General features: G+C 49.2%; 31 protein-coding genes. 18 read left to right on the top strand and 13 right to left on the bottom strand.

Features of this window, described 5'->3' with window-relative positions:
- Positions 1 to 19: 19 nt before the first annotated feature.
- The 3 genes from Q7C19_RS04405 to Q7C19_RS04415 form a co-directional block, all read right to left on the bottom strand.
- Entirely contained in the window at positions 20 to 1201 is a 1182-nt protein-coding gene (locus Q7C19_RS04405) for an MFS transporter (RefSeq protein WP_375091735.1), read from the bottom strand.
- A gap of 8 nt (positions 1202 to 1209) precedes the next feature.
- The gene (locus tag Q7C19_RS04410) at positions 1210 to 1812 is read right to left on the bottom strand and encodes a TetR/AcrR family transcriptional regulator (protein WP_375091736.1); all 603 of its coding nucleotides are present in this window, start codon (positions 1810 to 1812) and stop codon (positions 1210 to 1212) included.
- Positions 1813 to 1930: 118 nt separating this feature from the next.
- A complete protein-coding gene (locus Q7C19_RS04415) occupies positions 1931 to 2983 on the bottom strand; it encodes a hypothetical protein (RefSeq protein WP_375091737.1) in 1053 nt (350 codons plus the stop codon).
- A gap of 291 nt (positions 2984 to 3274) precedes the next feature.
- Between Q7C19_RS04415 and Q7C19_RS04420 the strand changes: the two genes are divergently transcribed.
- From Q7C19_RS04420 to Q7C19_RS04435, 4 genes are all read left to right on the top strand, one after another.
- Positions 3275 to 4567 (top strand): globin-coupled sensor protein, encoded by a 1293-nt coding sequence (locus Q7C19_RS04420; RefSeq protein ID WP_290775068.1) that lies wholly within the window; start codon positions 3275 to 3277, stop codon positions 4565 to 4567.
- A gap of 78 nt (positions 4568 to 4645) precedes the next feature.
- The gene (locus Q7C19_RS04425; RefSeq protein WP_375091738.1) at positions 4646 to 5341 is read left to right on the top strand and encodes a hypothetical protein; all 696 of its coding nucleotides are present in this window, start codon (positions 4646 to 4648) and stop codon (positions 5339 to 5341) included.
- A 130-nt stretch (positions 5342 to 5471) separates the two neighbouring features.
- Positions 5472 to 5636 carry a GNAT family N-acetyltransferase gene (locus tag Q7C19_RS04430; protein WP_375091739.1) on the top strand — a complete coding sequence of 55 codons (165 nt, stop codon included), beginning with the start codon at positions 5472 to 5474 and terminating at the stop codon, positions 5634 to 5636.
- Between the two features lie 112 nt (positions 5637 to 5748).
- Positions 5749 to 6690 (top strand): sensor domain-containing diguanylate cyclase, encoded by a 942-nt coding sequence (locus Q7C19_RS04435; protein ID WP_375092145.1) that lies wholly within the window; start codon positions 5749 to 5751, stop codon positions 6688 to 6690.
- Positions 6691 to 6741: 51 nt separating this feature from the next.
- Here Q7C19_RS04435 and Q7C19_RS04440 read toward each other — a convergent pair whose 3' ends face one another.
- A complete protein-coding gene (locus tag Q7C19_RS04440; RefSeq protein ID WP_375091740.1) occupies positions 6742 to 7362 on the bottom strand; it encodes a serine/threonine protein kinase in 621 nt (206 codons plus the stop codon).
- Between the two features lie 155 nt (positions 7363 to 7517).
- On the opposite strand from Q7C19_RS04440, the gene Q7C19_RS04445 reads away from it, so the two are divergent.
- Genes Q7C19_RS04445 through Q7C19_RS04465 form a run of 5 tightly spaced genes read left to right on the top strand, consistent with a single transcriptional unit; the run spans position 7518 to position 11688 of the window.
- Complete coding sequence (locus Q7C19_RS04445) at positions 7518 to 8996, top strand: carboxypeptidase M32 (protein WP_375091741.1); 1479 nt, start codon at positions 7518 to 7520, stop codon at positions 8994 to 8996.
- The gene (locus tag Q7C19_RS04450; protein WP_290775072.1) at positions 8996 to 9718 is read left to right on the top strand and encodes a glycerophosphodiester phosphodiesterase; all 723 of its coding nucleotides are present in this window, start codon (positions 8996 to 8998) and stop codon (positions 9716 to 9718) included. Before Q7C19_RS04445 ends, Q7C19_RS04450 begins: the two co-directional genes overlap by 1 nt.
- A gap of 13 nt (positions 9719 to 9731) precedes the next feature.
- A complete protein-coding gene (locus tag Q7C19_RS04455; protein WP_375091742.1) occupies positions 9732 to 10181 on the top strand; it encodes a hypothetical protein in 450 nt (149 codons plus the stop codon).
- Between the two features lie 10 nt (positions 10182 to 10191).
- Positions 10192 to 10749, top strand: a complete 558-nt coding sequence (locus tag Q7C19_RS04460) for a guanylate kinase (protein ID WP_375091743.1) — start codon at positions 10192 to 10194, stop codon at positions 10747 to 10749.
- Positions 10750 to 10800: 51 nt separating this feature from the next.
- Positions 10801 to 11688 carry an aminoglycoside phosphotransferase family protein gene (locus Q7C19_RS04465; RefSeq protein ID WP_290750322.1) on the top strand — a complete coding sequence of 296 codons (888 nt, stop codon included), beginning with the start codon at positions 10801 to 10803 and terminating at the stop codon, positions 11686 to 11688.
- 75 nt (positions 11689 to 11763) lie between these two features.
- Here Q7C19_RS04465 and Q7C19_RS04470 read toward each other — a convergent pair whose 3' ends face one another.
- The 4 genes from Q7C19_RS04470 to Q7C19_RS04485 form a co-directional block, all read right to left on the bottom strand.
- Positions 11764 to 12078: a hypothetical protein gene (locus Q7C19_RS04470; protein WP_368914962.1), complete on the bottom strand. Its 315-nt coding sequence runs from the start codon at positions 12076 to 12078 to the stop codon at positions 11764 to 11766.
- A 14-nt stretch (positions 12079 to 12092) separates the two neighbouring features.
- Positions 12093 to 12578: a tetratricopeptide repeat protein gene (locus tag Q7C19_RS04475; protein ID WP_056061357.1), complete on the bottom strand. Its 486-nt coding sequence runs from the start codon at positions 12576 to 12578 to the stop codon at positions 12093 to 12095.
- Positions 12579 to 12650: 72 nt separating this feature from the next.
- Positions 12651 to 13094, bottom strand: coding sequence for a MarR family winged helix-turn-helix transcriptional regulator (locus tag Q7C19_RS04480; RefSeq protein ID WP_035408025.1), 444 nt, complete (start codon positions 13092 to 13094; stop codon positions 12651 to 12653).
- A 71-nt stretch (positions 13095 to 13165) separates the two neighbouring features.
- Positions 13166 to 14242, bottom strand: coding sequence for a GTP pyrophosphokinase (locus Q7C19_RS04485; RefSeq protein ID WP_290775079.1), 1077 nt, complete (start codon positions 14240 to 14242; stop codon positions 13166 to 13168).
- A gap of 140 nt (positions 14243 to 14382) precedes the next feature.
- Here Q7C19_RS04485 and Q7C19_RS04490 point away from each other — a divergent pair, with 140 nt between their 5' ends.
- Positions 14383 to 15519: a Six-bladed beta-propeller, TolB-like protein gene (locus tag Q7C19_RS04490; RefSeq protein WP_375091744.1), complete on the top strand. Its 1137-nt coding sequence runs from the start codon at positions 14383 to 14385 to the stop codon at positions 15517 to 15519.
- A gap of 131 nt (positions 15520 to 15650) precedes the next feature.
- On the opposite strand, the gene Q7C19_RS04495 is transcribed toward Q7C19_RS04490, so the two are convergent.
- Positions 15651 to 16073 carry an organic hydroperoxide resistance protein gene (locus Q7C19_RS04495; protein WP_023468292.1) on the bottom strand — a complete coding sequence of 141 codons (423 nt, stop codon included), beginning with the start codon at positions 16071 to 16073 and terminating at the stop codon, positions 15651 to 15653.
- A 108-nt stretch (positions 16074 to 16181) separates the two neighbouring features.
- Between Q7C19_RS04495 and Q7C19_RS04500 the strand changes: the two genes are divergently transcribed.
- A complete protein-coding gene (locus Q7C19_RS04500; RefSeq protein ID WP_375091745.1) occupies positions 16182 to 16613 on the top strand; it encodes a MarR family winged helix-turn-helix transcriptional regulator in 432 nt (143 codons plus the stop codon).
- Between the two features lie 17 nt (positions 16614 to 16630).
- Here Q7C19_RS04500 and Q7C19_RS04505 read toward each other — a convergent pair whose 3' ends face one another.
- A complete protein-coding gene (locus tag Q7C19_RS04505; RefSeq protein WP_023468294.1) occupies positions 16631 to 17086 on the bottom strand; it encodes a hypothetical protein in 456 nt (151 codons plus the stop codon).
- A gap of 126 nt (positions 17087 to 17212) precedes the next feature.
- On the opposite strand from Q7C19_RS04505, the gene Q7C19_RS04510 reads away from it, so the two are divergent.
- Genes Q7C19_RS04510 through Q7C19_RS04525 form a run of 4 tightly spaced genes read left to right on the top strand, consistent with a single transcriptional unit; the run spans position 17213 to position 20914 of the window.
- Complete coding sequence (locus tag Q7C19_RS04510; RefSeq protein WP_035408021.1) at positions 17213 to 17704, top strand: PH domain-containing protein; 492 nt, start codon at positions 17213 to 17215, stop codon at positions 17702 to 17704.
- Positions 17701 to 19149, top strand: a complete 1449-nt coding sequence (locus tag Q7C19_RS04515) for a PH domain-containing protein (protein ID WP_069940683.1) — start codon at positions 17701 to 17703, stop codon at positions 19147 to 19149. Before Q7C19_RS04510 ends, Q7C19_RS04515 begins: the two co-directional genes overlap by 4 nt.
- 34 nt (positions 19150 to 19183) lie before the next feature.
- On the top strand, positions 19184 to 20104 hold the full coding sequence (locus Q7C19_RS04520) for an alpha/beta hydrolase (RefSeq protein WP_375091746.1): 921 nt from the start codon (positions 19184 to 19186) through the stop codon (positions 20102 to 20104).
- 18 nt (positions 20105 to 20122) lie between these two features.
- Positions 20123 to 20914 (top strand): PP2C family serine/threonine-protein phosphatase, encoded by a 792-nt coding sequence (locus Q7C19_RS04525; RefSeq protein ID WP_375091747.1) that lies wholly within the window; start codon positions 20123 to 20125, stop codon positions 20912 to 20914.
- A 35-nt stretch (positions 20915 to 20949) separates the two neighbouring features.
- On the opposite strand, the gene Q7C19_RS04530 is transcribed toward Q7C19_RS04525, so the two are convergent.
- Positions 20950 to 21096, bottom strand: a complete 147-nt coding sequence (locus tag Q7C19_RS04530; RefSeq protein ID WP_023468299.1) for a hypothetical protein — start codon at positions 21094 to 21096, stop codon at positions 20950 to 20952.
- Positions 21097 to 21244: 148 nt separating this feature from the next.
- On the opposite strand from Q7C19_RS04530, the gene Q7C19_RS04535 reads away from it, so the two are divergent.
- Together Q7C19_RS04535 and Q7C19_RS04540 are read left to right on the top strand one after the other, a co-directional pair.
- The gene (locus tag Q7C19_RS04535) at positions 21245 to 21841 is read left to right on the top strand and encodes a hypothetical protein (protein WP_056061377.1); all 597 of its coding nucleotides are present in this window, start codon (positions 21245 to 21247) and stop codon (positions 21839 to 21841) included.
- A gap of 21 nt (positions 21842 to 21862) precedes the next feature.
- Positions 21863 to 23047: a hypothetical protein gene (locus Q7C19_RS04540; RefSeq protein WP_375091748.1), complete on the top strand. Its 1185-nt coding sequence runs from the start codon at positions 21863 to 21865 to the stop codon at positions 23045 to 23047.
- A gap of 47 nt (positions 23048 to 23094) precedes the next feature.
- Here Q7C19_RS04540 and Q7C19_RS04545 read toward each other — a convergent pair whose 3' ends face one another.
- Complete coding sequence (locus Q7C19_RS04545; RefSeq protein WP_329468248.1) at positions 23095 to 23505, bottom strand: hypothetical protein; 411 nt, start codon at positions 23503 to 23505, stop codon at positions 23095 to 23097.
- A gap of 82 nt (positions 23506 to 23587) precedes the next feature.
- Positions 23588 to 25051 carry a potassium/proton antiporter gene (locus Q7C19_RS04550; protein WP_375091749.1) on the bottom strand — a complete coding sequence of 488 codons (1464 nt, stop codon included), beginning with the start codon at positions 25049 to 25051 and terminating at the stop codon, positions 23588 to 23590.
- A gap of 160 nt (positions 25052 to 25211) precedes the next feature.
- Here Q7C19_RS04550 and Q7C19_RS04555 point away from each other — a divergent pair, with 160 nt between their 5' ends.
- Positions 25212 to 26084, top strand: coding sequence for an SDR family NAD(P)-dependent oxidoreductase (locus Q7C19_RS04555; RefSeq protein ID WP_035408008.1), 873 nt, complete (start codon positions 25212 to 25214; stop codon positions 26082 to 26084).
- Positions 26085 to 26222: the final 138 nt, after the last annotated feature.

The following is a 26222-nucleotide window of genomic DNA, read 5'->3' on the forward strand; positions in this document are numbered from 1 at the left end:
ATGGGAACGGGGCTGTTTTTTAAGAAGACAAACGATCGGTTTCAGTTACTTCAGTGCGTGGTGCATGCCAGAAGTATGTCAGTAAAATACCGACTGCAAGCATCATCGTCGCGAAATAAAACGGATAGTTGAGGTTGACGTCAAACAATAATCCGCCGACGATCGGTCCGAGAATATTCCCGATACTCGTAAACATCGAGTTCATTCCACCGACAAAACCTTGTTCATCCCCGGCAATCTTCGAAAGATAGGTCGTGACGGCAGGTCTCATCAAATCAAAGCCAACGAAGACGACCATCGTCACGAGAATGATCGAGACATAGTTCGTCACGAACGTCATCAAGACGACGAGCAACGTCGAACCGATCAAGCTGTAACGGATCAAGCGAATCTCGCCGAACCAACGTGTCAAACGATCGAACAGCCCGACTTGGACGATGACGCCGACAATCGCACCAAGGGAGATCGCAAGCGCGATATCTTTCGCCGTGAAACCGAACTTCCGGTCAACGAAAAGCGCGAACAAGGACTCGAACGAGGCGAGGCCGAACGACGAAATCAATAGGACTAGGAAAGCGATGAAATAGAGTGGACTAAATACTTTCCGAAAACCCGTCTGTTGTTTGATGGTCGTCGCCTCATAATGACGGTTAGGTTCCTTGAGCGTAAAGATAGATAACACCATTGCCGTCAGACCGAACGCGGCAGCAAAGAAGAACGGCGTCCGCGTGCCGAGGTCAGCAAGGAACCCGCCGATCCCGGGTCCGATGATGAAACCGGTCGAGATGGCGGCAGACATATAGCCAAGCGCTTTCGGACGGGTTTCGTTCGTCGTGATGTCAGCGATGAAAGCGGTGACAGCTGGCATGATGAAGGCCGCACTGACACCACCGAGAATCCGCGACGCGAACAGGACTTCGACCTGTTGACCGAGACCGAACAAGAGCTCAGACATGCTAAAGATGAATAAACCGATGATGATCATTGGCTTGCGTCCGTACTTATCGACGGCACGTCCTGCAAGCGGGGACAGAATCAATTGCGCGAAGGCAAAGGCAGATACCATGTAACCGACCGTCGCCCCGGAAATGCTTAACTCATTCATGATCGTTGGTGTGACAGGAATGACGAGTCCGATTCCGAGAAAAGCGATGAATAAGTTGAGCAGGAGTGTACTTAAAATCAATGTATTGTTTTTCATAGGTCACCTCAATTGTTTGGAATCGTTTTCGACATGCCACGCCAGACGATTGGCCATACGGCTTGCTGTCTAGCATGAAAGGCGTCGACGCCGTTATAGACAAGTTCTGTCAGCGTACCTTCAGCGACCGTCAAATAAGCAAGCGCTGCACTTTTGTAATCCGTCGAATAGAGGATCTGTTCCGTTCGGTCACGTTCGCGTAACAGACGCGTCAATAAATCATGCAGTGAATCGAAGAACGGGTTGAAGCGATCGGTCATCTCTTGTTCGAGTTTTTCTGGTGGAAAATAGGCTGCCCGAAGGATGAATCGCATCAGGACATCATCCTGTTGCTCTAAAATGAACCAATCGAAGAAGCCGTGCAAGGATTGCTCGAGCGGTTGCTGTCGTGTTTTTGTGAAATACGTAGCGAAACAACGCTTTTGTTCCTGCAAGGCATATGTCGTCGCTTGCAGAAAAAGGTCGTCTTTGCCTTTATAATGCGCGTAGATGGACGGTTTTTTGATGCCGACTTCTGTTGCGATCTCTTGTAGCGATGCTCCTTCATAACCATGCGCTGCAAAATGATGGATGCTCGTCTGTAACAATTGTTGCGCTTTCAGATAAATCACCTTCCTAACGGTCGTTAGGTAATACTGTAACAGGAAATTTCATGGGCAGTCAATGAGTGTGTCCTACCGCACAAAAAAACTGACTCCGCCATGGCGGAATCAGTTTTATAAGGAATCATTATTTATTCATGACACGACCGCGTGTTGCGACGCGTGAACCGACAATCCCAGCGAATGATGTGAAGATCAGTGTCAGAAGGAGACCGACGAACGCCCAGATCGAAACTTTCGATGCCGTTTGTGTCGCTTGTTCCGTTTGCTGACGAACATCTTGAACCGTTTTCTTCAAGTCAGCTGATGTCTCGTCAAGTGTTTGTTTCGCATTATTGATTTGTTGCGTTGTTTCTTTTGTTGCCATGTTTAAACCATCGACAATGTTTTGCGTCGCTTTATCTGCCTCGGCGCCTGTAAGATCCGTGTTCTTCGCAACAGCGTCAGCGATTTTCTTTTCATCGACGGATTTCTCGATTTTCTCAGATCGTGCTGTCAATGAATCACCGAGATCCTGAACGATTTTGTCGAAGTCTTCTGGTTTCGTAATAGCCTCTTTACCGGCAGCCGTGACGTCATCTTTGACAGCATCCAGTTGACCTTGCAGGTAATTAGGTTGTAATTCTTTGATGTCTGTATCCTTAAGAATTTCTTCGACGTTGCCATCGAGTTCCTTCGTATCAATATTTGAGACGTTTTTTGTGACTGAGTCGAACCCTTTCGTCGCAGCGTCTTTTGCAGTCGACGCGACAGACCCGATGCCGCTACCGGCAGCTCCACCGACTGTTCCGAGTAATGAACCGACCGATTGTAACGTATTGACGGTCGTAAACGTCAAGAGAGCGAACAAGAAGATGACGCTCGTCGACCAAGTCAAAAATCCGTGAATGAGACCGGCTCGAGCTGACGTCACACCAGAGACGAATCCAGCAACGAATAACGAAATGAGCAATGACAGAATCGCCCAGATGATCAAGCCTGTTCCGACGCCATCGAATGGGTTATTCGACGTGACGTCCGTGACGCCGAGACCGATCGCCGATCCAATCAGACTGAAAAGAATCAATAAAGATAAGAATGATACCACACCGGCAAAAATTGAACTCCATGAAATGTTACGACCCGCACCGTCCGCTTCCGCTCGGAAGTGGGATGAAAAGCCTTTATTTGTTTTTTCCATAATCAGCACTACCTCTCCCAAAATTAATCTTTCAAGTTTGAGATGTTCATGAATAGCAAAGCTTCACCTCAAGTTTCTTACGCGCATAGCTCTTATATTTCCGGGAAGTAACAAAGAGAAACCTAGTATTACAGTTACATGATTAATGATCGTATGAACTTCAAAATATACGGAATATTCCAACATGTAGTTACCATGACATGTAGAAAGAGACTAACGTTTCCCTTTAAAGGTCAATCAACGGTGACGATATAAGAGGTGAAGTGAAATTAAAAACAAGGAGATGAATATATGAATTGGTTTAAGAAATCACCTTCACCTTCCTTTGACGCGCTCATTGAAGTCGAACGCTCTCATGTCATATTGAATGTTCCAGCATCTTTACATGAACAATTACGTCTAATCGGTCTACACGCCATCGATTTACAAATTGCACGAGTCATCCGCGAGGATGTTTCCCGTTGGATGCCGAGCATGGTCGATGCGTTCTACGAGGAGTTAGTCCGGGTTCCGTCTCTCCGTCAGTTGATTGAAAAACATTCGACACTCGAACGATTGAAAGGCACCCTCGCTCGGCACATCTTACAAATGTTCGATGGTCAGGTGACAATGGACTACATCGAAGCCCGGCGCCGGATTGCTGAACGGCATGTTCGGATCGGTTTGCACAATAAATGGTACATCGCTGCCTTCCAGAAAGTCTGGAATGTTCTCAGCGAGAAGATTGACGACAGTGCTTGGCCGGAAGCAGAGCGCGTCCGAATCATGCGGGCAGCGGGAAAACTATTCAACCTCGAACAACAGATCGTCATGACGATGTATGAGGATCAAATCGATGAAGAACGCCAAGCGATCGCGACAGCAAAACAACACGTCGGGGATGGCGTTCAAAAATCGACCGAGGAACTCGCTGCGATGAGTGAGGAGTCGTCAGCGAACTTCCAAGAGATTGAACGGCACGCTAAACACGTCTCAACGACGACAAACGCGATTTCGATCCAGTTGACGGAAGCGGTCAGTGAAGCAGAAGCGGGTGTCGTCCTGGTTGAAGAAGAGACACGGCGCTTTGAGCATGTCGTTGAAGATTTATCACGGACGACCGAACAAGTCGCTGAACTGTCCCGTCTGTCGCAGGAAATCGAACGGATCGCTGGGATGGTGACGACGATTTCTGATCAGACGAATCTACTCAGTTTGAACGCCTCAATCGAAGCGGCACGTGCCGGGGAGATGGGACGCGGGTTCACCGTCGTTGCGCAAGAAATTCGGAAGCTTGCCGAAGAGAGTAAACAGTCGGCAACAGAGACGTCGCGGATCGCCCAAGAGATTACGCAAAAGATGCTCGTCGTCTCAGAGCGGATGGGAATGACGGAGACAGCGGTCGTCCGGACGACGACAGAGATGCAACAAGTCGTCCGTGCCTTTTCACGGATTTCGGAACAGACCGACAATGTCTCGCGGCAAATTCATGAACTATCGACTGATACGAAGGATGTCGCCGGCACGATCGAAGGCATGCGTAAGATTGCAGAAGCGATTGCTGAGACAGCGGATGATTTACAAGAAGTCGCCGCGACCCTCTGATTTAGTCCTCCTTTCCATGTGAAAGGAGGACTTTTTTGACGTTTTATGGAAAAATAAAGTTGGAGGTGTGAAAGGTTTATGGTGCAGAGTCTATTATTGATTGTTTTATGCTTTTTCGCTTTGATCGGACATTACCTGACGACAGGGGAACTTGCTCCACGTGAGTTTTATGGATTACTTGGTTTAACGGGCGTCGCTTTCTTGATCGGTGGAGTCGAATGGTGGCAAATCCGGCGTGATTTGCGTTATCGTGGACGAGAGGCAGGGGTGTCCGTTCACTTAGCGGACCGGGCGACCCAAAAGACGAATACGGTTTTTCTCGCGCATGAACAATGGCTGACGTTCTCACGACGTTATGCCACGTGGTGGCAGGCGATCCTTGTGCGCTTCAAGAAGTTTGAATCGTTTTTCCTCGATGTAACGTTCGACGGAGAAGGAACCCTTCTGCAAATTAAAGAAACGAGAACGGAATGGCTTCGCAATACGACACATTTCGTGATTCGTAAAAATGGACGTGACGTCGGTACAATCCGTACCGATCCGGCACTTCGTCAGCAATTGCGACTACAAGAAGTCTTACTCGTCTCGTATGCCGGTCAGGAGTATCAAATTCGTTCCTCAACAGTCAAAAGAAAGATCGGCGTTTATCAAAACGGGGACTGCATTGCGACGGGTTCACGACACGGGGCGCAACTTGACTTTGATTGTGAGACGAATATACGTCTAGTAGCTGTCGCAAGCATGATCGTCTTTCGACTTGTTTATTCAAAATGATTTTATTTCAAATACCTTATTGCTGTTAAAATAAAATGAATCGGTTTCAAGGGAGTACGGCATTACATACTAAACGGCTCCGATTACGAAAAATCCGACTGGCTGATACGGAAGCGATGTTTAGAACGGATTGTGGAACAATGGAAATGGTAGCGAGGCATTAGCTGCAGTCCTTGTCTTTGGTTTTCAAGAAATGCTCCTTTATAAGGTTTCAGTCGCCCATAATATCGATAAAGCTCCAGCAGGAGGAATCATGCAGAAGGTCGGTATGATTCAAGAAGGACTGTATGGGTGATGATTCGCGATGCGACTGGAAAATATAAGGATTGTGCAATCGATGGGCTGCTTCGTGAAACTTATGATCTAAAGAGAACAAATAACGAATGAGGTGTGGTACGTTGCAAGAAATGACACTGTATCGGAATTTTAACGAACTGGCAGATGATGTATTGGAATTAGCGAAAGAGATTCTACCTGATCAATTGTTATATTTAACAACGATCGAAGAAAACAAACAGATGATTTTACGACTCTCAAATGATCATCAACGAATCGAGATTCGAGCAGGACAAGTGTTTGAGATGGAAAAGACACTTTGTCGTCACATCAATTTCGAACAGAACGAACCCATCTGGTATGAGTCCATTAGCGATGACGAGCGCTTAGAAGATATGCAGGACGCATTAAAAGCGTTACAGATCGAGTCCTATCTCGGGATTCCAATCAGTTTAACGAATGGTCAAACCTTTGGTACGTTGTGCGCTGTCCATGATGAAGCAAGTCAATTCGAAGAGAAGAGCATTCAACTTCTCCAACGGATCGCGAAACTGTTTTCGTATTACCTTGAGCTCGAACAATTTGCTTGGAAGGACACGCTAACACAATTGTATAACCGACGTTATTTAACGAGACAGTGGGAAACGGAACAGCAACATTCCGGTGCACTGTTTTATCTTGATCTCGACGGATTCAAGCAAGTGAACGACGTGTATGGGCATGAGACCGGCGACCAAGTGTTGGTCGATGTCGCGAAACGACTACAGGATAGTACACGTTCTTATGAAGACGCGTTTACTGTCCGGATCGGGGGAGACGAGTTCTTGATTCGTTTCACCCATCAGAAGACGAAAAAGGAGTACGAACGAATTGCGCAGCAGCTCCTTCAGAAACTTGGAACATGGCAGACGCCATACGCTGTCTCGACCAGCATCGGGATCGTGCTGTTTGATGATGAAACCATTAAGCTAAAAACAATCATTCAACAGGCAGACCGTGCGTTATATGCCGCAAAAAAAGACGGTAAGAATACGTTTCGTTTTGCGGATGCTGTCTCACATCGCATCCAATAATCAACGAAAAAACGCGATGTTTCCTCACAAGGAGGAGCATCGCGTTTTCAATTAACCGGTCTTTCGAATCGATTCGAACAAGCGTCCCTTATAGACATCAGCGATCGTATTGAGGAACGTCTCGCTCAGTTTTTTCGGGAAGAACGGTTTTGCATAGACATACTGGTAGGCTTTCTTCAAATCATCCCATTGTGTACACGGTTCGGTTTGACGGAACCTTGCGACATCGATGATCCGTGTTCCATTTGCCGTTAACAAAATATTGCGTAGATGAATATCTGATGGATTAAGACCTACGGCGCGTGCCTCTGCTAGCGCTGCATCGACTGTCGTTAAGACGGATTCTGGAATATAGGTCCCGCTGACGAGGCATTCGAATAACGTTTGTCCCTCGATGTATTCGAGCACAAGGTAATCGGGTCCATATTCGAACATCCTCGCATACGTCGAAAACGTCGTCAGTTGTTCATAAATGCCGCCTTCTAACTCAGCGAGAGGACGAAATGACGGATAGAACTTCTTGATGACGCGGTCGGTGCCACGAACCCGGAATACATAGGCGCTACGACCGGTGCCGATCCAGTCAAGCTCTTTTGGGAGATGTTCGATCGTACAGACCGGTCCCGTTTCTTTCAACTGAATCAAATCGGCTAACTTAGCGTCTGTCTTCACTGTTGCCACTTCCTTTCGCTCTGCTTGATCGTATGTTCAATATACGCTCATCTGACGGGAAAAGTTTCAAAAATCATTCGTGTGTGAAAGTTTTGAACATTTTGTGATATGCTAAAAATGCTACACTGTTACATACTTCAAGGGGGTCTCTAATCATGTCAACGACACAACAATGGCGCGACCATTTTGATGGTCTTCGCGCATACGAAGAAGCCGTCGCATTACTATACTGGGATATGCGGACATACATGCCGGATCAAGGTGCAGCGAACCGTTCCGCTTCAATCGGATTCCTCTCAACAGAGAGCTTCCGTCGCCGGACAGGAAAAACGTACCAACAATTACTGGCAGCGATGGAGCAAGAGACGCTGACGGGCATCGAAGCGATCTCGTTCACGAAAGCAAAAGAAGCATTCGATCGCGACTCGAAGATTCCAGAAGCCGAATACCAAACGTTCATCACGTTGATCTCTGAGGCAGAGAGTGTCTGGGAAAAGGCGAAGGACGCGAATGATTGGTCGATGTTTGAACCGTACCTCGAGAAAATCGTTGCGATGGAACGCCAGTTTGTTGAGTATTGGGGTTATGACGCGCACCCGTACGACGCGCTCCTGCATGACTATGAGCCAGGGATGACGGTCGAAACACTCGATCCATTGTTTGCGGAACTTCGTCAAGCAATCATTGGTTTGCTCAGTCAGCTTGAAGGAAAAGACTTCCCGACGCTTGATTGGTCAGCGGACCGCGAGACACAGATCGCCTTGAATCAAGAATGGCTCCGCGATATCGGTTATGACTTCACGTCCGGTCGATTGGATGAGACGGTTCACCCGTTCCAAACGACGATCAACCGGAAGGATGCGCGGATCACGACGAAATATGATGAGAACGACTACCGGAACTCCGTCTTCGGCACGATGCATGAAGCCGGGCACGCGACGTATGAGCAAGGTATCGAACCGGAACTCGATTCACTTGGTCTCGGTGAAGGTGCTTCGATGGGGATCCACGAATCACAATCACTGTTCTTCGAGAATTTCATCGGACGTAATCAAGGCTTCTTATCAGCACGTTATCATGGTCTACAACAAGCAATCCCGTCGCTTGCTGATGTCCCGTTTGAACGCTTCTATGCAGCGGTCAACGAAGTCAAGCCGTCACTCATTCGGATCGAAGCCGATGAATTGACATATGCCCTTCATATCATCATTCGGTATGAGCTTGAAAAGCGCCTGATGACGAAAGAACTCGAAGTGAAGGATCTCCCGCAAGAATGGAACCGTCTCTATAAAGAGTATCTCGGCGTCGATGTCCCGAGTGACGATAAAGGGGTCTTACAAGACGTCCACTGGCCAGGAGGCTCGTTCGGTTACTTCCCAAGTTACGCGCTTGGTCTCGTCTATGCAGCACAATTGAACGAAGCGCTTCGTCGTGACGTCGAAAACGTCGATGGTCTGATTGCAGCTGGTACACTCGCACCGATCAAAAGCTGGCTGAAAGAAAACATTCACCGTCACGGGAAATCGAAGACACCGGCTGAACTGATCGAAGCAGCAACGGGTCAATCGATCTCGGTCGCACCCCTCGTCAACTACTTGACGAAGAAATACACGCGTGTCGTCGAGGCACTCTGATGTTATGGTTTGCACACCGCGGTGTCAGTGACCGTTTTCCTGAGAACACGCTTGAAGCAATCGCCGCTGCGATCGAAGACGAAGTCGATGGTGTCGAGTTCGATGTCCATTTCTCAAAGGATGGTGTTGGTGTCATCATTCATGACGAGACTGTCAACCGGACGACGAACGGGACAGGGCGTGTGATCGACATGACGGTCGCTGAACTGCAAGCACTCGATGCCGGAGCACGTTTCAAAGGGGAAGCGCTCAAGACGAAGATTCCGACGCTTGACGAAGTACTAGCAATCCTCGCACCAGCGACACTGCGGCTCAACATCGAGCTGAAGACGGATACGATTCGCTATGATGGCATTGAAGCGTATGTCCTCGAGCGTTGCGCGGCGCACGGCATTGCGACGGATCGGTTGTTGTTCAGTTCGTTCAACCATTATTCGGTTGCTCTGATTCGCAAGCTTGACCCAAGCGTCGAGACGGCGATTCTGTATCCGTATCCGATCTATCATCCGGAAGAACAAGCCCTCCGGATCGGTGCGACAGGGATTCATCCCGATTACCGACGCGTGACGGAGGCGGATGTCGCGTTCGCTCACGCAAAAGACGTCACGGTTCGGGTCTATACCCCGAAGACGATCGACGATGTCCGTCAGATGCAAACGATCGGTGTTGACGCCGTCATCGTCAATGATCCAAAAGGAATGCGCGACACACTCGAAGGATGAGGAGGAGGAAGGGATGCGCAAGGAATACGTATTCGTCATCAGTTTGTCGCTCGTCGCTTTATTCGTCGGTCTCCAGCTCGGCTTTGCCCGCTTGCCGGAACCAAAACCGAAACAAGTGACGACGACACCGATGCGCCCTGCGGATTATGAGGCAGGACTTGCATCAGCGAAACGTGAATTGAAGCAGATTCAGCGCTTCACCTTGAAAAGCACCCTTCCTGCTAATAGAACGACGGTGACTTGGATCTATGAGACCCCATCCGATGAACGGATTGCGGTCGATTGGTACTATGTTGAGAGTTACCCGGAAGCCCAAGTCCAGATGACACGTAATGAGACGTCCCGGATCATCTCGTATGAACGCTACTTGATCGTCATCCGACCAATATACGGGACGGTCGTTGATAGTGAACTAGAACAGTTCGCGCTCCGCTTTACAGGTTATTTCACGACACAACAATAGGGGGAAAACGATGTCAGGTAAAATCATTCTCTTGATTGGTGGATCGGGCAGCGGAAAGTCTTCCCTAATCAAACGTCTGCGGACGGAATACGCACACGTCCGGTTCATCCCGTCCGTGACGACACGACCGAAACGTCCGACGGAACTTGATGGAGCAAGCTATCACTTCGTCGACGTCAAGACGTTCCAGCAACTGATCCAAGAGGACGGGTTCATCGAATACGCCCATGTTCACCGCGCGTGGTACGGAACACCACGGCAAGCGTATGTCGATGTCCTCGAGCAGGATCAAATCGTCATCAAGGACATCGATCCAAAAGGAGCAGCAAACTTTAAACGTCTGTTTGGTGACCAAGTCATCACGATCTTCGTCTCGGTTCCACCCGATTTGATGAAGGAGCGATTGTTGATGCGCGGTGATACACCGGAGTTCGAAGCGCGACTCAATGATTACGAGGAAGCGTGGAAAGACCGCGATCACTACGATTATATGATCGAAAACATCGATTTCGAAACGGCGTATGCCGATCTGCTCGAGATCATTGCCGGCTATATCCCACAGGCATGACGAAGAGGACGCAAGTAAGCGTCCTCTTTTTGTCTTCAGAAAGGAGTCTTCATGCTACCAGATCATCCATTACTGACTGATATCGATAGCGTTAGACGGCTTACCGGACGCTCGCATCAAGCCGTCTGGTCCGTCAAGACGGCAACAGCACACTACATCGTCAAGGTCGTGACGGACCCATTAAGTCGTCAGTTTGAACGTGAGGCGGCTTTAATGATCCCAGAACAAAAGGGAATTTCTCACGCCTTACCGCTAGCGACCGGACGGACTGCGACGACCGCGTACGGCATTTATCCATACCTACCCGGACGAACCGTTCGAAGCGTGCTTCTCGAGTCACCAGAATTAGCCCCTCGACTCGGTCAGGAGGCAGGGCGAGCGTTGAGATGCATTCATGACGTGATAGCACCGAGCGGGACGGCGGCATGGAAGGAACGTTGTCAGGCGAAACATGACCGCTATCGCGCAGCGGTTGATGGGTTGCTTGAGCCAGAGTGGATCGAGCGACTCGATCGGTTCATTCTTTTGAGGCTCTCCCTTTTAGCTGAGCGTCCGAATCAACTGCAACATGACGATGTCCATCTTGATAATCTTCTTGTTGAGAATGGACATCTCTGTGCCTTCCTCGATTACGGGAACCATGATTACGGCGATCCGTGGCATGACTTCGTCAAATGTGGGTTGTTTCAAGTCGAGACGAGTCCCGTCTTTGCCCGTCACATGATCGATGGATACTTTGAGAACGAAGTACCTTCTAACTTTTGGCAAATCTACAGCCTTTATATGGCGATGGTCGTCTTCTCGTCTCTCGTCTGGGCAAAACGGTTCGATGTAGACGGATTGGAGGCAATGCAACGACGTGTTCAGCGGATCATCCGAGACCACGATGGGTTTCAGTGTGAAATACCGCTTTGGTATGAGAGGCAAAGCCATGACTAAAAAATGGATTCGTCTCTCACTTGAAGAGAAACGAATCCATTATTTTTTGAGTGGACCTTTAAATGAAAAGGGAGATTACCATTCGAATCCTTCTTCACTATACTTGCCGTTCGAATTGAAGAACCGTTCTTCTGTTTTACCGTTTACCGTATTCGTATAAATCACGTAGACGTCGAGATGATCGTTTTGATCCGCCATCTTCTTAGCGGCTTTCTTAGCATCCGCTTCAGTCGTATATGTTTCTGACTTACTTGCCTTGCCGTGTTTTTCTTGCCCTTGTTCTTCATAACCTTCTACTGTCCATACTTTTTTTGATGACATCATTAACTTCCTTTCCTGCCAAAAGCGAGTCCGCTTGGCTGTTACATTATGCTGTGCGAACCAATCCATCGTCAACTGTTGTTTTATTCCGTGTCGATCTCGTCCAAATGATCGGCATAATAACGAAGTGCCCGGTTAAATGTCTGAATCGAGGCGTCCGACGACGTCGCAGCAAGACTCTTGAGTAACCGACCGACAGCCTGATTGACTTGACCAAGGTTGTACTCCGTCATCGCGAGGAATGCTTGTAAGGCGTGGGCGTCTGGAAATTCAAGCAACGCGCTTCGGAAAACGCTTGATGCTTCTTTGAACTGACCGATGACGCGGTATGTACTGCCGAGCCCGATATAAGCTTGCAAGCGGTCCTCACCAGCAAGACCGAGCGCAAGTGCTTGTTCATAGTAGGGGACAGCAGCCTGTTCCTCACCAAGACTATCATGACACCAGGCCATCTGATAGAGGACCGTCGGATCGTTAGGGGCTGTTTCGACATACTGACGGACGAGTTCCTTTGCTGCTTCATACTGCCCTGTCTTTCGTAAGTGTTGCACTGATTCGAAATCAAACATCGTGTTTCCTCCTAATCGATTACTAAAAAACGGATCCGATCGCTTTTGACCGGATCCGTTCCATCGAACAGCTTAGACTGTTTTTTCAAGCTTCGTTAAGAGCGAACGGAACAACTCCAGTTCCTGATCCGAGAAGTCCTCAAAGACGTCTGCAAGGTAATCCATCTTCATCGACTCGAGTTTTTCGTAAAGCTCAATGCCTTTCGGTGTTGCCCGCAGTTCGACGACGCGACGATCGAGCTCGCTCCGCTCACGTGAGATCAACTCTTTTTTCGTCAATTCGTCTGCCAGAGCTGTAATCATGCTTGCTGAAAACTGGAACTCTTGTGAGAGCGCTGAAGCAATTTGAGGACTGTTCGCACAAAGTGATTTTAAGATGAAGAACTCGTTACGTGTCAAGTAAGTCGTAAACATGCTACGTACGTCCTTTTTGATCGCGCGGTAGTTCATCCGTAATCCTTTTTCCGTATCAACGATCAGCTGATCGCGTAGTGCTACTTCTAGTGTAGTTGCCATGTATCCTTCACTCTTTCTATACCGTAGTTTCTTTCACTCGTGATTTAGTATAGTGAAAAATTTTAGTTTAATCAATATTTTTCTCTTGAATCATCTGACTCGACGACACGGGCGACTTGGGCGACGATTTCTTCGACGTTACGTAACTCCGGATAGAAACGGCGAAAGAAGTAGTCAATGCGGTGCGTATCTTCGCCAGCGATCGTCAATGCCATACAGATATAGGCGATCCCGATTCCTTGACGAGGCAAGAATGGGTTCGGCATGACCTTTGCACAACGTAAGGCGAGCGGACTATGTGTCGAGACCGCTTCAATCAGTTCACCGTACGTCCGGATATCGACGTAATGGAACATCCGAATCAGTTCGTTGATCAGTTGTTGATCGGAATCGAGCATCATTTGCGATGTAACGAGTCGTTTATCGAGCTCGTTGATGACCGGGGAATGATCGATGAAGTAATTCAAGTTATCTGCTGTGATCCGGACTTGATGGGGATCAGACAAGATTTGTTGGACCGTCTCATCTTCAAATTGTTTCAACTGTTTCTTGATGTTGACGAACTCCTGATCGGCGATCTCTAGAAGTCCTGCCACTCGACTGAAGCTGCGCCGAACTTCTGCCGGGACACTGTTCGGATTTTTATATCCGAGATCATGTTCGATCTCCGCCCAAGCGTGTTGCAGGATTGAGCGGATCTGAATCTCTGCCGTATAGTCCTTGAAACGACCATACTCGCTCAGGGCAAGCCGCTGATCGCTCAGTGAAGCGACGAAGTGGACCGAGAGATAACCGAATTCTGTCGTATCGAGCAACGTTGACTTATCGACCGATTGATCGCGATCGATTGCGAACTCATTCTCGATGATGCGTGCCGCTTCCCGGACATCGTCATGGAAATAAGTGACGATCCGGATCCCGGTCAAGTCATGGACGTCTTTGAGGGAACGGTATTTATTCGGTTGCCGTAAGACTTTTTGATACAGACTCTCGGAGTCTTTCGTCCGGGCGACGATCGAATGGTACTTGATACCTGCAGCATCCAATAACTCAGACAAAAGCATCTTCAACTTGTCGGCATAGGCATCGTATTCTTCCTTATCATTGACGTATTCGAGCATCATCGTATTTAAATCTTGTGATTGCACCGTTTCGCACCTTCCTCATTCTGTAGTCATCTAGCCATATTGTAGCACTCTGCTTTACTAAACGCACAAGAAGACCCTGTTTGAAGCAGTACGATTCGTGGGAAAAAGACAAGTAGTACGTGTCCGGGAGGAGATTAATCATGGAAATAGTGGATGCCCGTGCTTTACCCGCCGATCATATGGATGTCTTGCATGTCACACCGTCGTCGATCTATTTTCGACGTCGCCTCGATGACGCCCGTTACCACATCAGCCGGTATGATCTTGAAGATCAAGAACAAATCGATCTGACGCAGCAGGCTTTGACGGATCATGGACCAACCCGTCCGTTTGTTCGTCATGGAAAGGTCTATTGTCTGAATGAATATACGCAAGAGCAAGGCGGAGAGACGGAAGTGCTCGTCCTCGATCTCTTGTCCGGGAAACGCGAGCAGATTGCGTCGTTTTATGTCGAAGGGGATTTGACGCTCTACTGGGTGCTCAATGAGAACTATCTCGTATTCTTACAAACGACCGATACGACGTCCGCGTTTTTGTATGACGTCAAGGATGAATCGCGGCAGACGATTCGCGATCCACGTCTCTACGGGATGACGGAGAATTACCGGGAACTCTATTTCTTTCTCGTCACGCTCGAAGACAAGGAGTACATCGTCTGTAACGCTCGGCTCGATGAGTTCTCGTTCTATGACGCCCTTGAAAGTGGTGTCATCTCACCAGAAGATCCGATTGATCACTCCGAAAGTCTGTTGATCGCACCACTGTCGACCTTGATTGAGGAGATTAAACAAGGTGTCGAACATTTATCATTTGCGACACTACTGAAATTAGATGGGGAAGGGGATACCGTCCAGTATCTCGGGGAACAAGAAGGGCATCTCATCTTCAGTGCCTATACCGATCGTCTGAACGAAGAAATCTTTTACCGGATTGATACGGAAGCGAGTGTCGAAGAGGTCGCCCGGATCCAGTGGAGTGACTATGAACCGCTTGACTTCACGTACGATGACGTTGAGTCGACGATCTTCATCGTTAATGACCGTTCCGAGCACCATCATGAAGTAATCAACTTACGCAACGGTGCCCGATTCCTTGATAAAGAACCGTTCGAACGTGTCTTACGCGGACGTTTCTATCTACACGAAGCGGTTGGAGACAACGCGGAACCAATGGTCACCGTCTATGACGCAGAACATAATGAACGCTATCGCTTCGAAGATGCCTATTATGTCACTGTGTCCGGGGAACTTATCATCTTATCGGTCCATCAACTTTAAAAAAAGGCGGTTGTTCTTTTTGTAAGAGCAACCGTTTATCATCTAGAATAAAATTATTTCAACTACCAAAATTAATACAAAAAATAAAAACCAACCGAGAGTAAACCTCAGGCTGGCTAGAAATGCTACACTTATTCTGCGTCAGTCGTACGTGTGTAGACGTCGACTTGAATGTTTCCAGCAGTTGCACGTGAGTAAGGGCAGACCGTATGCGCGACTTTCGCAAGTTCAGCCGCTGCTTCTTCCGAGATCCCACGGACGAGAACATCGAGTTCGACGGAAAGCATGAATCCGTCAGCTGCTTCGTTTAATGTCACGTGTGCTGTGACTTCACTGCCATCGTGTTTGATCCCTTGTTTGCGAGCGACCATGTTCAAGGCAGAGTCGAAGCAAGCAGAATATCCTGCAGCAAAGAGTTGTTCTGGGTTCGTTGCTTGTTTTTTCGATCCTGGTACTGGCATTGCGAGGGCGACGTCAAGGATTCCGTCCTCCGATACGACGCGTCCGTCGCGACCTCCGACAGCTGTTGCAGATGATGTGAACATTGGTTTCATGTGTGTAACTCCCTTTCGTTGTTAGATTCAAATAAGTAGCTTACAATTAGATTGTATACAATTTAAATCGAAATGCAACTCGTTTGCTCACGATAGGAGGAATTTTTTATGAACCCGTTAGCTTTAGATGAACAACTCTGTTTTCCGTTTTATGCGATTTCGCGTGAGATCACGCGTCGTTATCGTCCGTTACTTGAACCCCTCGGTCTGACGTATCCACAATATCTCGTCATGCTCGTCGTCTGGGAGGAGGAGGGACAATCGCTTAAAGCCATCGGCGAACGGCTCCATCTTGACTCCGGTACGTTGACGCCGTTACTAAAGAAACTCGAAGCAGCAGAACTGTTGCGACGCGTCCGTAAGCCGGAAGACGAACGGCACATCCAGATTTTTTTGACAGATGCCGGTCGTGCGTTACGGAAACAAGCAGAGACCATTCCGCTTGATCTCGTCCAAACACTCGACGTCGATGAAGAAGACTTACGCGTCGTCAAAGCGGCACTGAATCGTCTCGTCATGACAATGAGCGACCCGGATTAACCGGATCGCTCATTGTCTTATTTACGGCGGAAGCCTTCTTCTTCAAGATAATTCGCTGCTTCCTTATACGAGTTGAATGCACCGTCTAAAAGATCACCGGCGTAGACGAGCCACGTGTCGATGTCTTCATTGAGTAACGTCAATTCGAACTGGTTATCGTTGACCCATGTTTCTTCGAGTGTTTCGACCGATTGGACTGTTGAGAGTGCTTTGATTGCATCTTCTAATAAGAGAATTAAAGCAGGCTCTGAGAATTCACGGATGTTGACGAACCCTTTTTCGTCCGTTTCATAACCTGGTAGACCAGCGGCATAGACGAAGCCGTTACCGTTCGGATGTAAATGATAGACGAGATTCTTCTTCTCGTACTGACTGTCCGGAAATTGGAAATTGACACGCTTCAGTGAGACATCTTTTCGGACGAGTTGCGGGAACGTCTCGATAATTCGTAGTTTTTCTTCAAAAGTTAACATGGTTCCTCCTTGGTGTTACAGTTCTTCACTTCTATATATGCGATGAATTCAAACAAAATGTCAACCGCTGTCTGAAACCAAGCGACGTTTTTAACCGTAAATGGAAACGAAAGGAAGTGTTTTTTGATGTCTACTGTACAATGGCATACGCTGCCAGAACGATCGATTCGAGCAGAACGGCTCGGATTGTTGCCGTTACACGGCTTAATCGCCGTCATCTTGATCGGAACGACGATCACCCAAGTCATGTGGCTCGACCTGACACCTTGGTGGATGGGCATCGTCGGTCTGCTTTGGCTGATCTATTTCATTCCCCGTATCGTCTACATACCCGTTCTTCGCTTAAAGTATATGCGTTATCGCATCGATGAGGAATTTCTCGTCGTCCGCAACGGCATCTTCTTCCGCCGCGAAGTCACCGTGCCGCTCGTCAAGGTGCAATTGATCGATAGCCAAACGGGACCGATCCTGCGTCGCTATGATTTGATCACACTTGATATTCGAACGGCATCCGGCTTCGTCACGTTGTCAAGACTCGATCGTGCTCAAGGAGACGCACTACGCACACAAGTCGAACGATTCGCGAAACTCGAGGAGCGGGAGGAGGAATCGTTATGACCCGGCGCGTCCACCCGCTGTTCATCGTGATGTCGAGTATCTCGATCATCCGCTCGCTCCTGATTCCGTTCGCCGCCTTGATTTTAAATGCGATCCGAAAAGGCGAAATCAACACCTATACGTGGATCGGGATCAGTGTCGGGATTGTGTTCGTCCTCTTATACGGGATCGCCTCCTGGTATTTCTATACGTTCACGATTGATGCCGAGACGATTCGGGTCCGCAAAGGAATTTTCCAAAAAAGTGAACGGACGACGCAACGTAAACGGATCGAGTCGATCGGCATTCAGCAAAACGTCATCGAACGACTGTTGCGTCTTGCGACGTTGACCGTCGAGACATCGTCCGAGAGCGGAACACCGGAAGTCGAACTAAAAGGGATCCGTCTTGATTTTGCGAAAGAACTGAAGTCGTCGATCAAAAACGAGGGACAGCTCGTCGTCGAAGAACAACAGGCGGAAGTCGCCTATACGATCCCTGTCCGCGATTTGGCATTAGCCGGTGCCTTGTCAGGACGCGTCGGACTAGCACTCGTCGGGATCGGGACCGCCTATCAATTCATCGATCAGTTCATTGAACGTTATGTCGATCGACTGTTCTCGGAACTCGCTCATTTATCGTTGTTCGTCTTGACGGGACTTGGCGTACTCGTCTTACTCGTCATCTACATCGGCTCGATCATCGTCTATATCTTGAAATACGGTTCGTACCGTGCCGTCTTGCAACACAACCGATTGTTGATCGGGTACGGGATGTTGAACCGGACCGAGGTCGCGTTTCATGCTGATAAGATTCAAGCCCTCGTCATTCAGGAAAGCTGGATTCAGCGTTTGATCGGACGAGCGAGCCTGTCCTTGCACATCATCTCGGCGACCGGAGAGAAGGAGCGACTGTTGCTCCATCCGTTCATCCGGACGAACGAGATTGATCCGTTTCTGGCGACATATCTGCCGCGCTTTCGACAGTTCAGTCCGCAGCATGAAGTCGCACCGATTGGCTTTCGCTACCGGGTTCGTTGGCCGTTACTCGGTTATGCGCTGTTGTTTACTGCATTAAGCAGTGTTGTCATCATCGTCCTTGATTCCTCATGGCGCTTCTTGATCTTGCTTCTGTTCATCTGGTTACCGTTCTATTACTTCGCTGTGCGCAGCGGTTATCGAAAGACCCGTTTCGGAACCGGCCACGATCTCTTGATGTTACGCAAACAATGGGTCCAAAAAGAGACCGTCTATACGCCACGACTGAAAATCGAGGAATTGACCTGGTCCGTTTCTCGCTGGCTCGAAGCAAAGGAGATTGCCCGGATTGAGATTCAACTACGGGGCAATACTGCTTTTAACGCGCTTTATTTCGAACGAACGGATATCGATACCTTACAGCGCTGGTATAAACAATCGTTCCTTTCGACCCCGTTAGCAGGGGAAGTGAAAACCGACGACGAATAAGGAAAGACTCACTGTCGGAAAGGAAGCGAAGCACATGCGCAAATGGGGAATCGGCATCGTGTTGCTCGTCACGTGTCTGCTACTGTTCATCGTCTATGATGGATACCGGATGCAAGAAACATTGATCGGTCAGTCGGACGCTTCTCCGATTCTGAAGACGACGAGAACGGACGGACAGGTGACGAAAGACGAGACATGGTTCAAACAAACGAGCGAGACACAGCAATGGTCGAAGAACGGGCTCGTCCGCTTCGGTCGTTATCTACCTGTTGACGGTAGCAAACAGACAGTCCTCCTCGTCCCGGATGAGATGATGTTTTCACAGACCGGTGTTTATGCGCTTGCCCGCTATTACCATGAGGCTGATTTCAATGTCCTACTCATCGAACGGCGTGGGCAGGATCGAAGCGGTGGCGTCCGGAACTACGGTTGGCTCGATCGACTGGATGTCTTGGAATGGACGAAACGCCTGCTTGCTGAAAACGGAGACGATACACGGATCGTCTATCACGGACTCGGTGTCGGCGCATCGACCGTCTTACTCGCTTCTGGCGAGACCGTACCTACACAAGTCCGGGCGATCGTTGCTGAAGGAGCTTACGCCCGACTCGACGACTGGTTCAGTCTACTCGCGGATGAACAAATCCTTTACCCGGCACTGCCGTCTCTGACGGTCGCGAGCATGTGGAACAAAGGTGAGCAGGATTTCTTTTATGGCGACGTCTCGGTGACGCGCCAAGCAACGAAGAGTCGGGTTCCGACGATGTTCATCCACGGACTGAAGGACGATCTCGTCCCGGTTCGGATGATGTACGAACTGTATCAAGCAAAAACGGGATTAAAACAATTGTATCCGGTTCGAGATGCCGGTCATGACGAGACGTATACGATGGACCCGGACAACTATGAAAAACGATTGAGTTTGTTCCTGCAACCTTACTTGCGGGATATGTAAAGAAGGGAAGACGGAAGCATGCAGACGACACAATCATCCTACTACTGGGTCGGATCCGACGAACCATTCGTTGACACGAAGCAGATCGACCAGATTGGTCGGGTGACGCTCGGTCGATTCGGAGGCTGCTCAAGAAGCGGTCAATATAAAAACGAAGACGGGGCTGCCATCTTGATCGGCGACGATTGGGAGATGACCGTCGTCTTAGACGCTCATAAGACAGCGGATAGTGCAGCACTTGTCTTAGAGCAGTTGGCACAACACGAGTCGCGTATTCGAGATGATCTAGATGCCCCACTCACGGAAGCATTCCGACGGATCGAGACGACCATGTTGGATCTATTTCAAGATCCGGACTTTTTAGCGGCGTGTGCGACGTTGCAAGGGGAGACGGCGTGTCTGATTGCCGTTCGCAAAGGACGGTTCATCTGGTGGTTCTCGGTCGGTGACGTCGTCTTGTATCTGTTTCACCCGGAGCTGATGAAGATGGGACAAGCTGCCTTGAACCAGCGTCAATTCTATGAATGGATTGGACGCGCGAACACGTTTGCGTTACCGGTGCCGAGTTACGCGCGTGGGATCCGCGAATTGCGTCAAGGCGAGAATCAGTTGTTCTTGACGACGGATGGTTTGCTTGAGTGCCCGGGAACCCCATATGCTGACGCGTTGCAGATCGAGAAAACTTTACGATCAGGTGGTGTCAAAGAACTTCTCTCGACAATCGAGGCACAGGGCGTTCGTGACAGCACGACGGTCGTTACTTGGACCGTCACGATTGACGAAAGCGTCACCCAACCAAGTGATACATGAAATAACCCGCGCTCCTGCTTGAGCGCGGGTTATTGTTATTCTGTTTCAGGCGTTTGTTCCTGTTGCTGATCGAGTTCGACCGGTTCTTGGTCAACGGGTGGCTTCGCTTCAGCCAACGGGAAGGCGATGCCCGCACTTGTCAGTAAGGTGATCAAGGCGGCGCTCGTCAATGTTTGACGCATGGTTCGACACGTCCTTTCTGTCTGATTCCGACACTATATTTTAATAATTCTGAACATTCTTCATCGTTTCGTCAAGCAATCTTTTACTTCCACTACGTATTTTTCCCAAAAACCCAGTATACTTAAACATGAAAAAGGGGGAAATCGATTGAAATTAACGAAAGCCAACACACGTCTATTAGAAACCGTATTACCACGCTTGAATCTGAACGTTGCAGAACCGGACCGGACGGAAATTGAAGACCGTCTGCGGGCAGATATCTACGAAGCCCAGCGGAAGCAGCGTCCATTCGAAGAGATTCACGGTCTATCCGTCGAAGCACGCCTCGATCAGATGATCGCTGAGTTACCACAACGACATCGGATGGAGACGCAAAAACGCTGGACACGAAACTATGTCTCCTCAATTCTGATGTTCATCTTCATCGAAGGGATCGACGGATTGTTCCAATTCGCCCTGATCGATTACTTATTCTTCTCAATCATCGCTCTTTTCTTGATCGATGCGATGTCACAAGTCATCACGGCACCTAAGATCAAACAAGTCAAGTCGCGGGTCTGGATTCAATTCGTCATCAGTTTCATTTTATTCTCAACCTATAAGGCACTGCTCGTGACGGTCTTCCCGGCACCGGACGTCTTGATTCAAGTCAGCGGAATGCCGTCTTATCTCATCGGCATCGCGGGACTCGTTGGTCTCTACATCTACTGGTCAAAGAATCCGTTACGAAAACGCGGCGCATAATTCGCGAGAGGGGATGGTTGCGTGGAGTTCACACATTGGAAACGACGGTTGCAAGATCATTTCGAACGAATGGGATTTTCCTTACTGACGGAACGCCTAGCGATGCAAGACATGGTCAAACTCGAAGCGACACATGGTGCCTTCCTGTTCTTCCCGGTGACGATTCATCTCTATGAACGGTCCGGCTGGAAGATGGTCGCGTTTGAGGCAGAGACGGGGGAGGATCCGCAACTCGTCGAGCAGCAGATTGCCTCGTTGTTCCAACTCTTGATGGTGACGTTCCAAGAAGAAGAGCGCGAGTTCTTACTCGGATTTCATGCGAATACCGGTCGTTACCTGACGGACCGTAATGCACCCGTCGGACGGCTCGTCCGTCTGATCGAAGAGTGCTGGTATGACGGTGACGTCCTGCGAGTCGACACATTCGATCCGTTTCCGGGACTGTTCGTCGCACCACCTTTTGCCCATCAAAGTTATGCCTTCATGCCGGAAGAACGGACGTGGCGCTTATCCGTCGGGCGTACTGGACGTCCGGCGAACGATTATCGTTTCGACGGAACGATTTTGTCCCCACACCGCTTACCGGAATCGGAATTATTTACTGTGACAACAAAGTCGGTACCGTTAGAGGATGAAGAGGCGATCCGAAACTTACTGGAAACGGAACGACAGACGATCGCTAAGTTCCATGATCGTGCCATGGCGACGATTCGGGCGTACGACCCATCATTTGGTTTTGCTTGGCGCGGGACGCAGACATTTTTCCACGGTGTTCCGGTCAATCCATTCGCACAGCGCTTGTGGCTCGAGAACGGCGTGACGCGTTACCGGATTCTACAACAAGGATCGACGCGATTGCTTGCTTCCGGTGAGACTTGTGACGCTGTCATCGAAATGCTCGATGCTGCCGTCAGCAGTGAAGAACCGGATGGTCAATCCGTCAGTCCGATTGGTCAACTGATCCTCGGGATTTGGCAACAGATCGAGTCGGACGAAGCAACGTATATCACGAACGTTGATTGCCGCGGCATCTCGCGTACACAAGCCGATAACCGGATCCGCCACGCGCTAGCAAGGCAAGAGACGATCGAGTGGGTGCACCGGGCACCGAACGAAGATGATATTTGTCGCTTTGCCGGTCTGACGTTGACCTTCCCGCATCGTCCACCGGGTGTCATCACGATTGAACGAACGGAAGCAGAATAACACGAACAGGCACGTCCGCGAGTAAGCAGACGTGTCTGTTCGTTTTTTTAGTGCGCGTGCTGTGACAATCGATTAAAGACGACGGACAGGCTGTAATAGATCATTGCTGTCAGAGCAGCGATCGTAAAAGAAAGCGGCAGGTCAAATGCGTCCTTCGTCGTCAAGAGAATCAGGAGACTCGCGATCACGATACCGTACACTCCGTAACCGAGGACTGTCGGCACATACGCTAATGTCGTCGATGACCGGTTGATGATCATGCCGATAAGGAAGTCGAGTAAGAAGCCGGACATCAGGATGATCGGCAAGGTCGCTAAGACGTAAAACAAAAATGTTGAACCGAATGATTCATACATCGTATCCGATGTCCGATCTCGGAGCGGTGTATAGGATATGTATGCTAGGACGGTGCAAACGAGCGTGGTGGTCAAGATGACGGCAAGTAATCGTTTCAACATCAAGGTTCCTCCTTTATTTTCCTTTTTGAGTATATCAATCTACATCAAAAAACACACCCTACTGGAGGATGTGTCAAATGATCTATAATCCGAGCGACGCGATCAGCCGTCGCACGTCCTGATCCGCTTGTTTAGGTGTTAAAATCAACAGTTGATCGTCTACGAGGACACGTGTCTGACCACGCGGCGTCAGGATTTCATCTTCACGAATGATCGCAACGACGAGCACATCCTGGGGCATCTCGATATCCTGTAACGTTCTTCCGGCAATCACACTGTTTGTCGAGACCCTGACCTCGATGATCTCCGCTTGCGGATGGGTGACGGTCATGAATTTCAGGAACGGTTCGACCGTCGTGTCGGGCTGTGTCTCTAGCCCCATTCGCCGGACGATCCACGGCAAGGCCGTTCCTTGCAAAAGAGCAGACGTCATGACGGTGAAGAAGACGATATTGAAAAGAAGCGGCGCTTCAGAAAGACCACTCGAAAGCGGATAGGTCGCGAGAATGATCGGAACGGCGCCCCGTAATCCGGCTGCCGTGATGACACTCTGTTCTTTGACCGTGTACCGAAACGGAAGTAGCGATAAGACGACGGCAAGTGGACGAGCGAGCAGGATCAACGTCAGGACGATGACAGCCGAGACGAACAAAGTCCGAGGATCAAGCAATTGTTTTGGAAAGACGAGCAATCCGAGCATGATGAACATGCCGATCTCTGCTAGATGCGACAAGCTACCACTAAATCGTTTGAGCGTCTCGCGGTAGATCATATCATGATTGTTGATCCAGATTCCGGTCAGATAGACGGCGAGAAACCCACTGGCGTGCAAAATCGTCGCGAGACCATACGAGAAGAGCGCCCCACTGAACAGAAGCGTCGGATAAAGGGCGGACGATGGCAACTCGATCCGGTTCAGCAGTTGCGTGACGAGATACCCGATCGCAAGACCAACTAGTGTCCCAAGTCCCATCTCGTAGATGAAGGAAAGAATACCGGCACCAATCGAGAACGTTTCCGGTGCCAATGCAAACGATGTGAATAAGATCGTGAGAAAGACAGCCATCGGGTCATTCGTTCCAGACTCCGCTTCAAGCGTATGTTTGACCTTAGCATCGACCGGTCGTCCACTTAACAGAGAAAAGACAGCCGCCGCATCGGTTGAGCCGACGAGTGCGCCGATCAGTAACGCGACCGGCCAAGAAAAATCAAGCAGATAATGTGCGACGAAAGCGATGATTCCTGTCGTTGCGAGGACTCCGATGGTCGCGAGCGACAGGGCGGCGGGGAGAATCTTTCGGAAATGCGTCCATTTTGTATGCAAGCCGCCGTCAAATAGAATCAAGACGAGCGCCATTGTCCCATAGAGACGCGCTTGTTCAAAATCACCGAAGTTGATGATTCCTGAAACGTCGGACCCTGCGACGATACCGACAACGACGAATAGGATCAACGTCGGTACATTTAACCGGACAGCGAACTTCGTCGTGATGATTGCAATCAGTAATAGTGTGCCTGCGACGAACAAAATCGTACCTTCTTCCATCCCACCACCTCTTTCTTGATGACATGCTCTCTTCTTAGTATACGTTATTTTTCGAAAATTTCGAAAAATAACACCAAAATAAGGTGTATAAACGAATAGAAAAAGGAAAACTAGAAGCAGGACTAGTGCGTTCAAAATGGAACATCAAGGAGGAAGAGGGATGAACATCTGTATCGTCACGGGTGCCAATTCTGGTATGGGAATGGTCACGATTCAAGAATTACTGGAGCGGGGAGATCGTGTCATCGCGACCGTCCGGTCTCAGAAAAAAGCGACGGCACTCGTTCAACTGTTGCGGGAAAACGGTGTATCGCATACACAACTGGAAATCGAGATTGTGCAACTGGATCAACTTGACTCCGTCCGTCGTTTTGCGGATCGCCTGTTCGACATGGTGGGTCGAATCGACCGTTTGATCCTCAATGCTGGAGTCATGGTACCGCCGTATCATGTCACGAAGGACGGCTTTGAATCGCAATTCCAAGTCAATTACTTGAGTCACTTCTACTTGATCGAGCGATTGTTACCTTTACTCGAAAAAGGACAAGATCCGCGCGTCATCTCGATTTCCTCTCTCGCCGGTGAAGGCGGCTTGATCCGGACCGACGTCGAACTTGAGGCGATCGCGCACGTCAAAAAAGAACATTACAGCCCGATGCGTTCTTACCGCGAATCGAAGCTCCTGCAAATGATTCATATGCGTGAGCTAGCTGAAAAGCACGGCGACCGGATCACGTTCGTCAGCGTCCACCCGGGGATCGTCAATACGGATCTGTTCTATCGCGGCAAGTACGGCAAAGTGATGAAGACGTTACTCAAACCAGTCGCGCAAGTCGGATACTGGACCGGAAAACTTTATACACCGGAATACGGTGCGAAGACGGCGCTCTATCTCGCAACAACCGACGATCCACTTGACAACGGCGGCTATTATGCGGATTCCGCTCCTCGACTCAGCAATCCGATCGTCGAAGATGACGAGTACCGGGCACAAGCACGGAATTTGTCGCGCCGCTGGGTCGAATTATCCTGAACGCCAAAAAAACGACCGGCTCGTGGGAAGCCGGTCGTTTACCGTTGTGACGACTGGGGGTCAGATCACTCCTAAAGAATACGTTACATCGAAATAAAATTGTGGAATATGAAAAAAATCACAAAATAATGGGCAAAC

The organism is Exiguobacterium sp. PHA03, from assembly GCF_041945985.1.
GTDB lineage: Bacteria > Bacillota > Bacilli > Exiguobacteriales > Exiguobacteriaceae > Exiguobacterium_A.

Excerpts from the sequence above, each read along its gene's own strand:
- Q7C19_RS04425 (WP_375091738.1), top strand. The coding sequence starts at position 4,646 with ATGGTGCAGAGTCTATTATTGATTGTTTTATGCTTTTTCGCTTTGATC.
- Q7C19_RS04435 (WP_375092145.1), top strand. The coding sequence starts at position 5,749 with ATGACACTGTATCGGAATTTTAACGAACTGGCAGATGATGTATTGGAA.
- Q7C19_RS04475 (WP_056061357.1), bottom strand. The coding sequence starts at position 12,578 with ATGTTTGATTTCGAATCAGTGCAACACTTACGAAAGACAGGGCAGTAT.
- Q7C19_RS04530 (WP_023468299.1), bottom strand. The coding sequence starts at position 21,096 with ATGCGTCAAACATTGACGAGCGCCGCCTTGATCACCTTACTGACAAGT.
- Q7C19_RS04480 (WP_035408025.1), bottom strand. The coding sequence starts at position 13,094 with ATGGCAACTACACTAGAAGTAGCACTACGCGATCAGCTGATCGTTGAT.
- Q7C19_RS04505 (WP_023468294.1), bottom strand. The coding sequence starts at position 17,086 with ATGTTAACTTTTGAAGAAAAACTACGAATTATCGAGACGTTCCCGCAA.
- Q7C19_RS04470 (WP_368914962.1), bottom strand. The coding sequence starts at position 12,078 with ATGGATTGGTTCGCACAGCATAATGTAACAGCCAAGCGGACTCGCTTT.
- Q7C19_RS04460 (WP_375091743.1), top strand. The coding sequence starts at position 10,192 with ATGTCAGGTAAAATCATTCTCTTGATTGGTGGATCGGGCAGCGGAAAG.
- Q7C19_RS04420 (WP_290775068.1), top strand. The coding sequence starts at position 3,275 with ATGAATTGGTTTAAGAAATCACCTTCACCTTCCTTTGACGCGCTCATT.
- Q7C19_RS04455 (WP_375091742.1), top strand. The coding sequence starts at position 9,732 with ATGCGCAAGGAATACGTATTCGTCATCAGTTTGTCGCTCGTCGCTTTA.
- Q7C19_RS04405 (WP_375091735.1), bottom strand. The coding sequence starts at position 1,201 with ATGAAAAACAATACATTGATTTTAAGTACACTCCTGCTCAACTTATTC.
- Q7C19_RS04555 (WP_035408008.1), top strand. The coding sequence starts at position 25,212 with ATGAACATCTGTATCGTCACGGGTGCCAATTCTGGTATGGGAATGGTC.
- Q7C19_RS04550 (WP_375091749.1), bottom strand. The coding sequence starts at position 25,051 with ATGGAAGAAGGTACGATTTTGTTCGTCGCAGGCACACTATTACTGATT.
- Q7C19_RS04500 (WP_375091745.1), top strand. The coding sequence starts at position 16,182 with ATGAACCCGTTAGCTTTAGATGAACAACTCTGTTTTCCGTTTTATGCG.
- Q7C19_RS04520 (WP_375091746.1), top strand. The coding sequence starts at position 19,184 with ATGCGCAAATGGGGAATCGGCATCGTGTTGCTCGTCACGTGTCTGCTA.
- Q7C19_RS04515 (WP_069940683.1), top strand. The coding sequence starts at position 17,701 with ATGACCCGGCGCGTCCACCCGCTGTTCATCGTGATGTCGAGTATCTCG.
- Q7C19_RS04495 (WP_023468292.1), bottom strand. The coding sequence starts at position 16,073 with ATGAAACCAATGTTCACATCATCTGCAACAGCTGTCGGAGGTCGCGAC.
- Q7C19_RS04415 (WP_375091737.1), bottom strand. The coding sequence starts at position 2,983 with ATGGAAAAAACAAATAAAGGCTTTTCATCCCACTTCCGAGCGGAAGCG.
- Q7C19_RS04525 (WP_375091747.1), top strand. The coding sequence starts at position 20,123 with ATGCAGACGACACAATCATCCTACTACTGGGTCGGATCCGACGAACCA.
- Q7C19_RS04450 (WP_290775072.1), top strand. The coding sequence starts at position 8,996 with ATGTTATGGTTTGCACACCGCGGTGTCAGTGACCGTTTTCCTGAGAAC.
- Q7C19_RS04490 (WP_375091744.1), top strand. The coding sequence starts at position 14,383 with ATGGAAATAGTGGATGCCCGTGCTTTACCCGCCGATCATATGGATGTC.
- Q7C19_RS04445 (WP_375091741.1), top strand. The coding sequence starts at position 7,518 with ATGTCAACGACACAACAATGGCGCGACCATTTTGATGGTCTTCGCGCA.
- Q7C19_RS04545 (WP_329468248.1), bottom strand. The coding sequence starts at position 23,505 with ATGTTGAAACGATTACTTGCCGTCATCTTGACCACCACGCTCGTTTGC.
- Q7C19_RS04510 (WP_035408021.1), top strand. The coding sequence starts at position 17,213 with ATGTCTACTGTACAATGGCATACGCTGCCAGAACGATCGATTCGAGCA.
- Q7C19_RS04465 (WP_290750322.1), top strand. The coding sequence starts at position 10,801 with ATGCTACCAGATCATCCATTACTGACTGATATCGATAGCGTTAGACGG.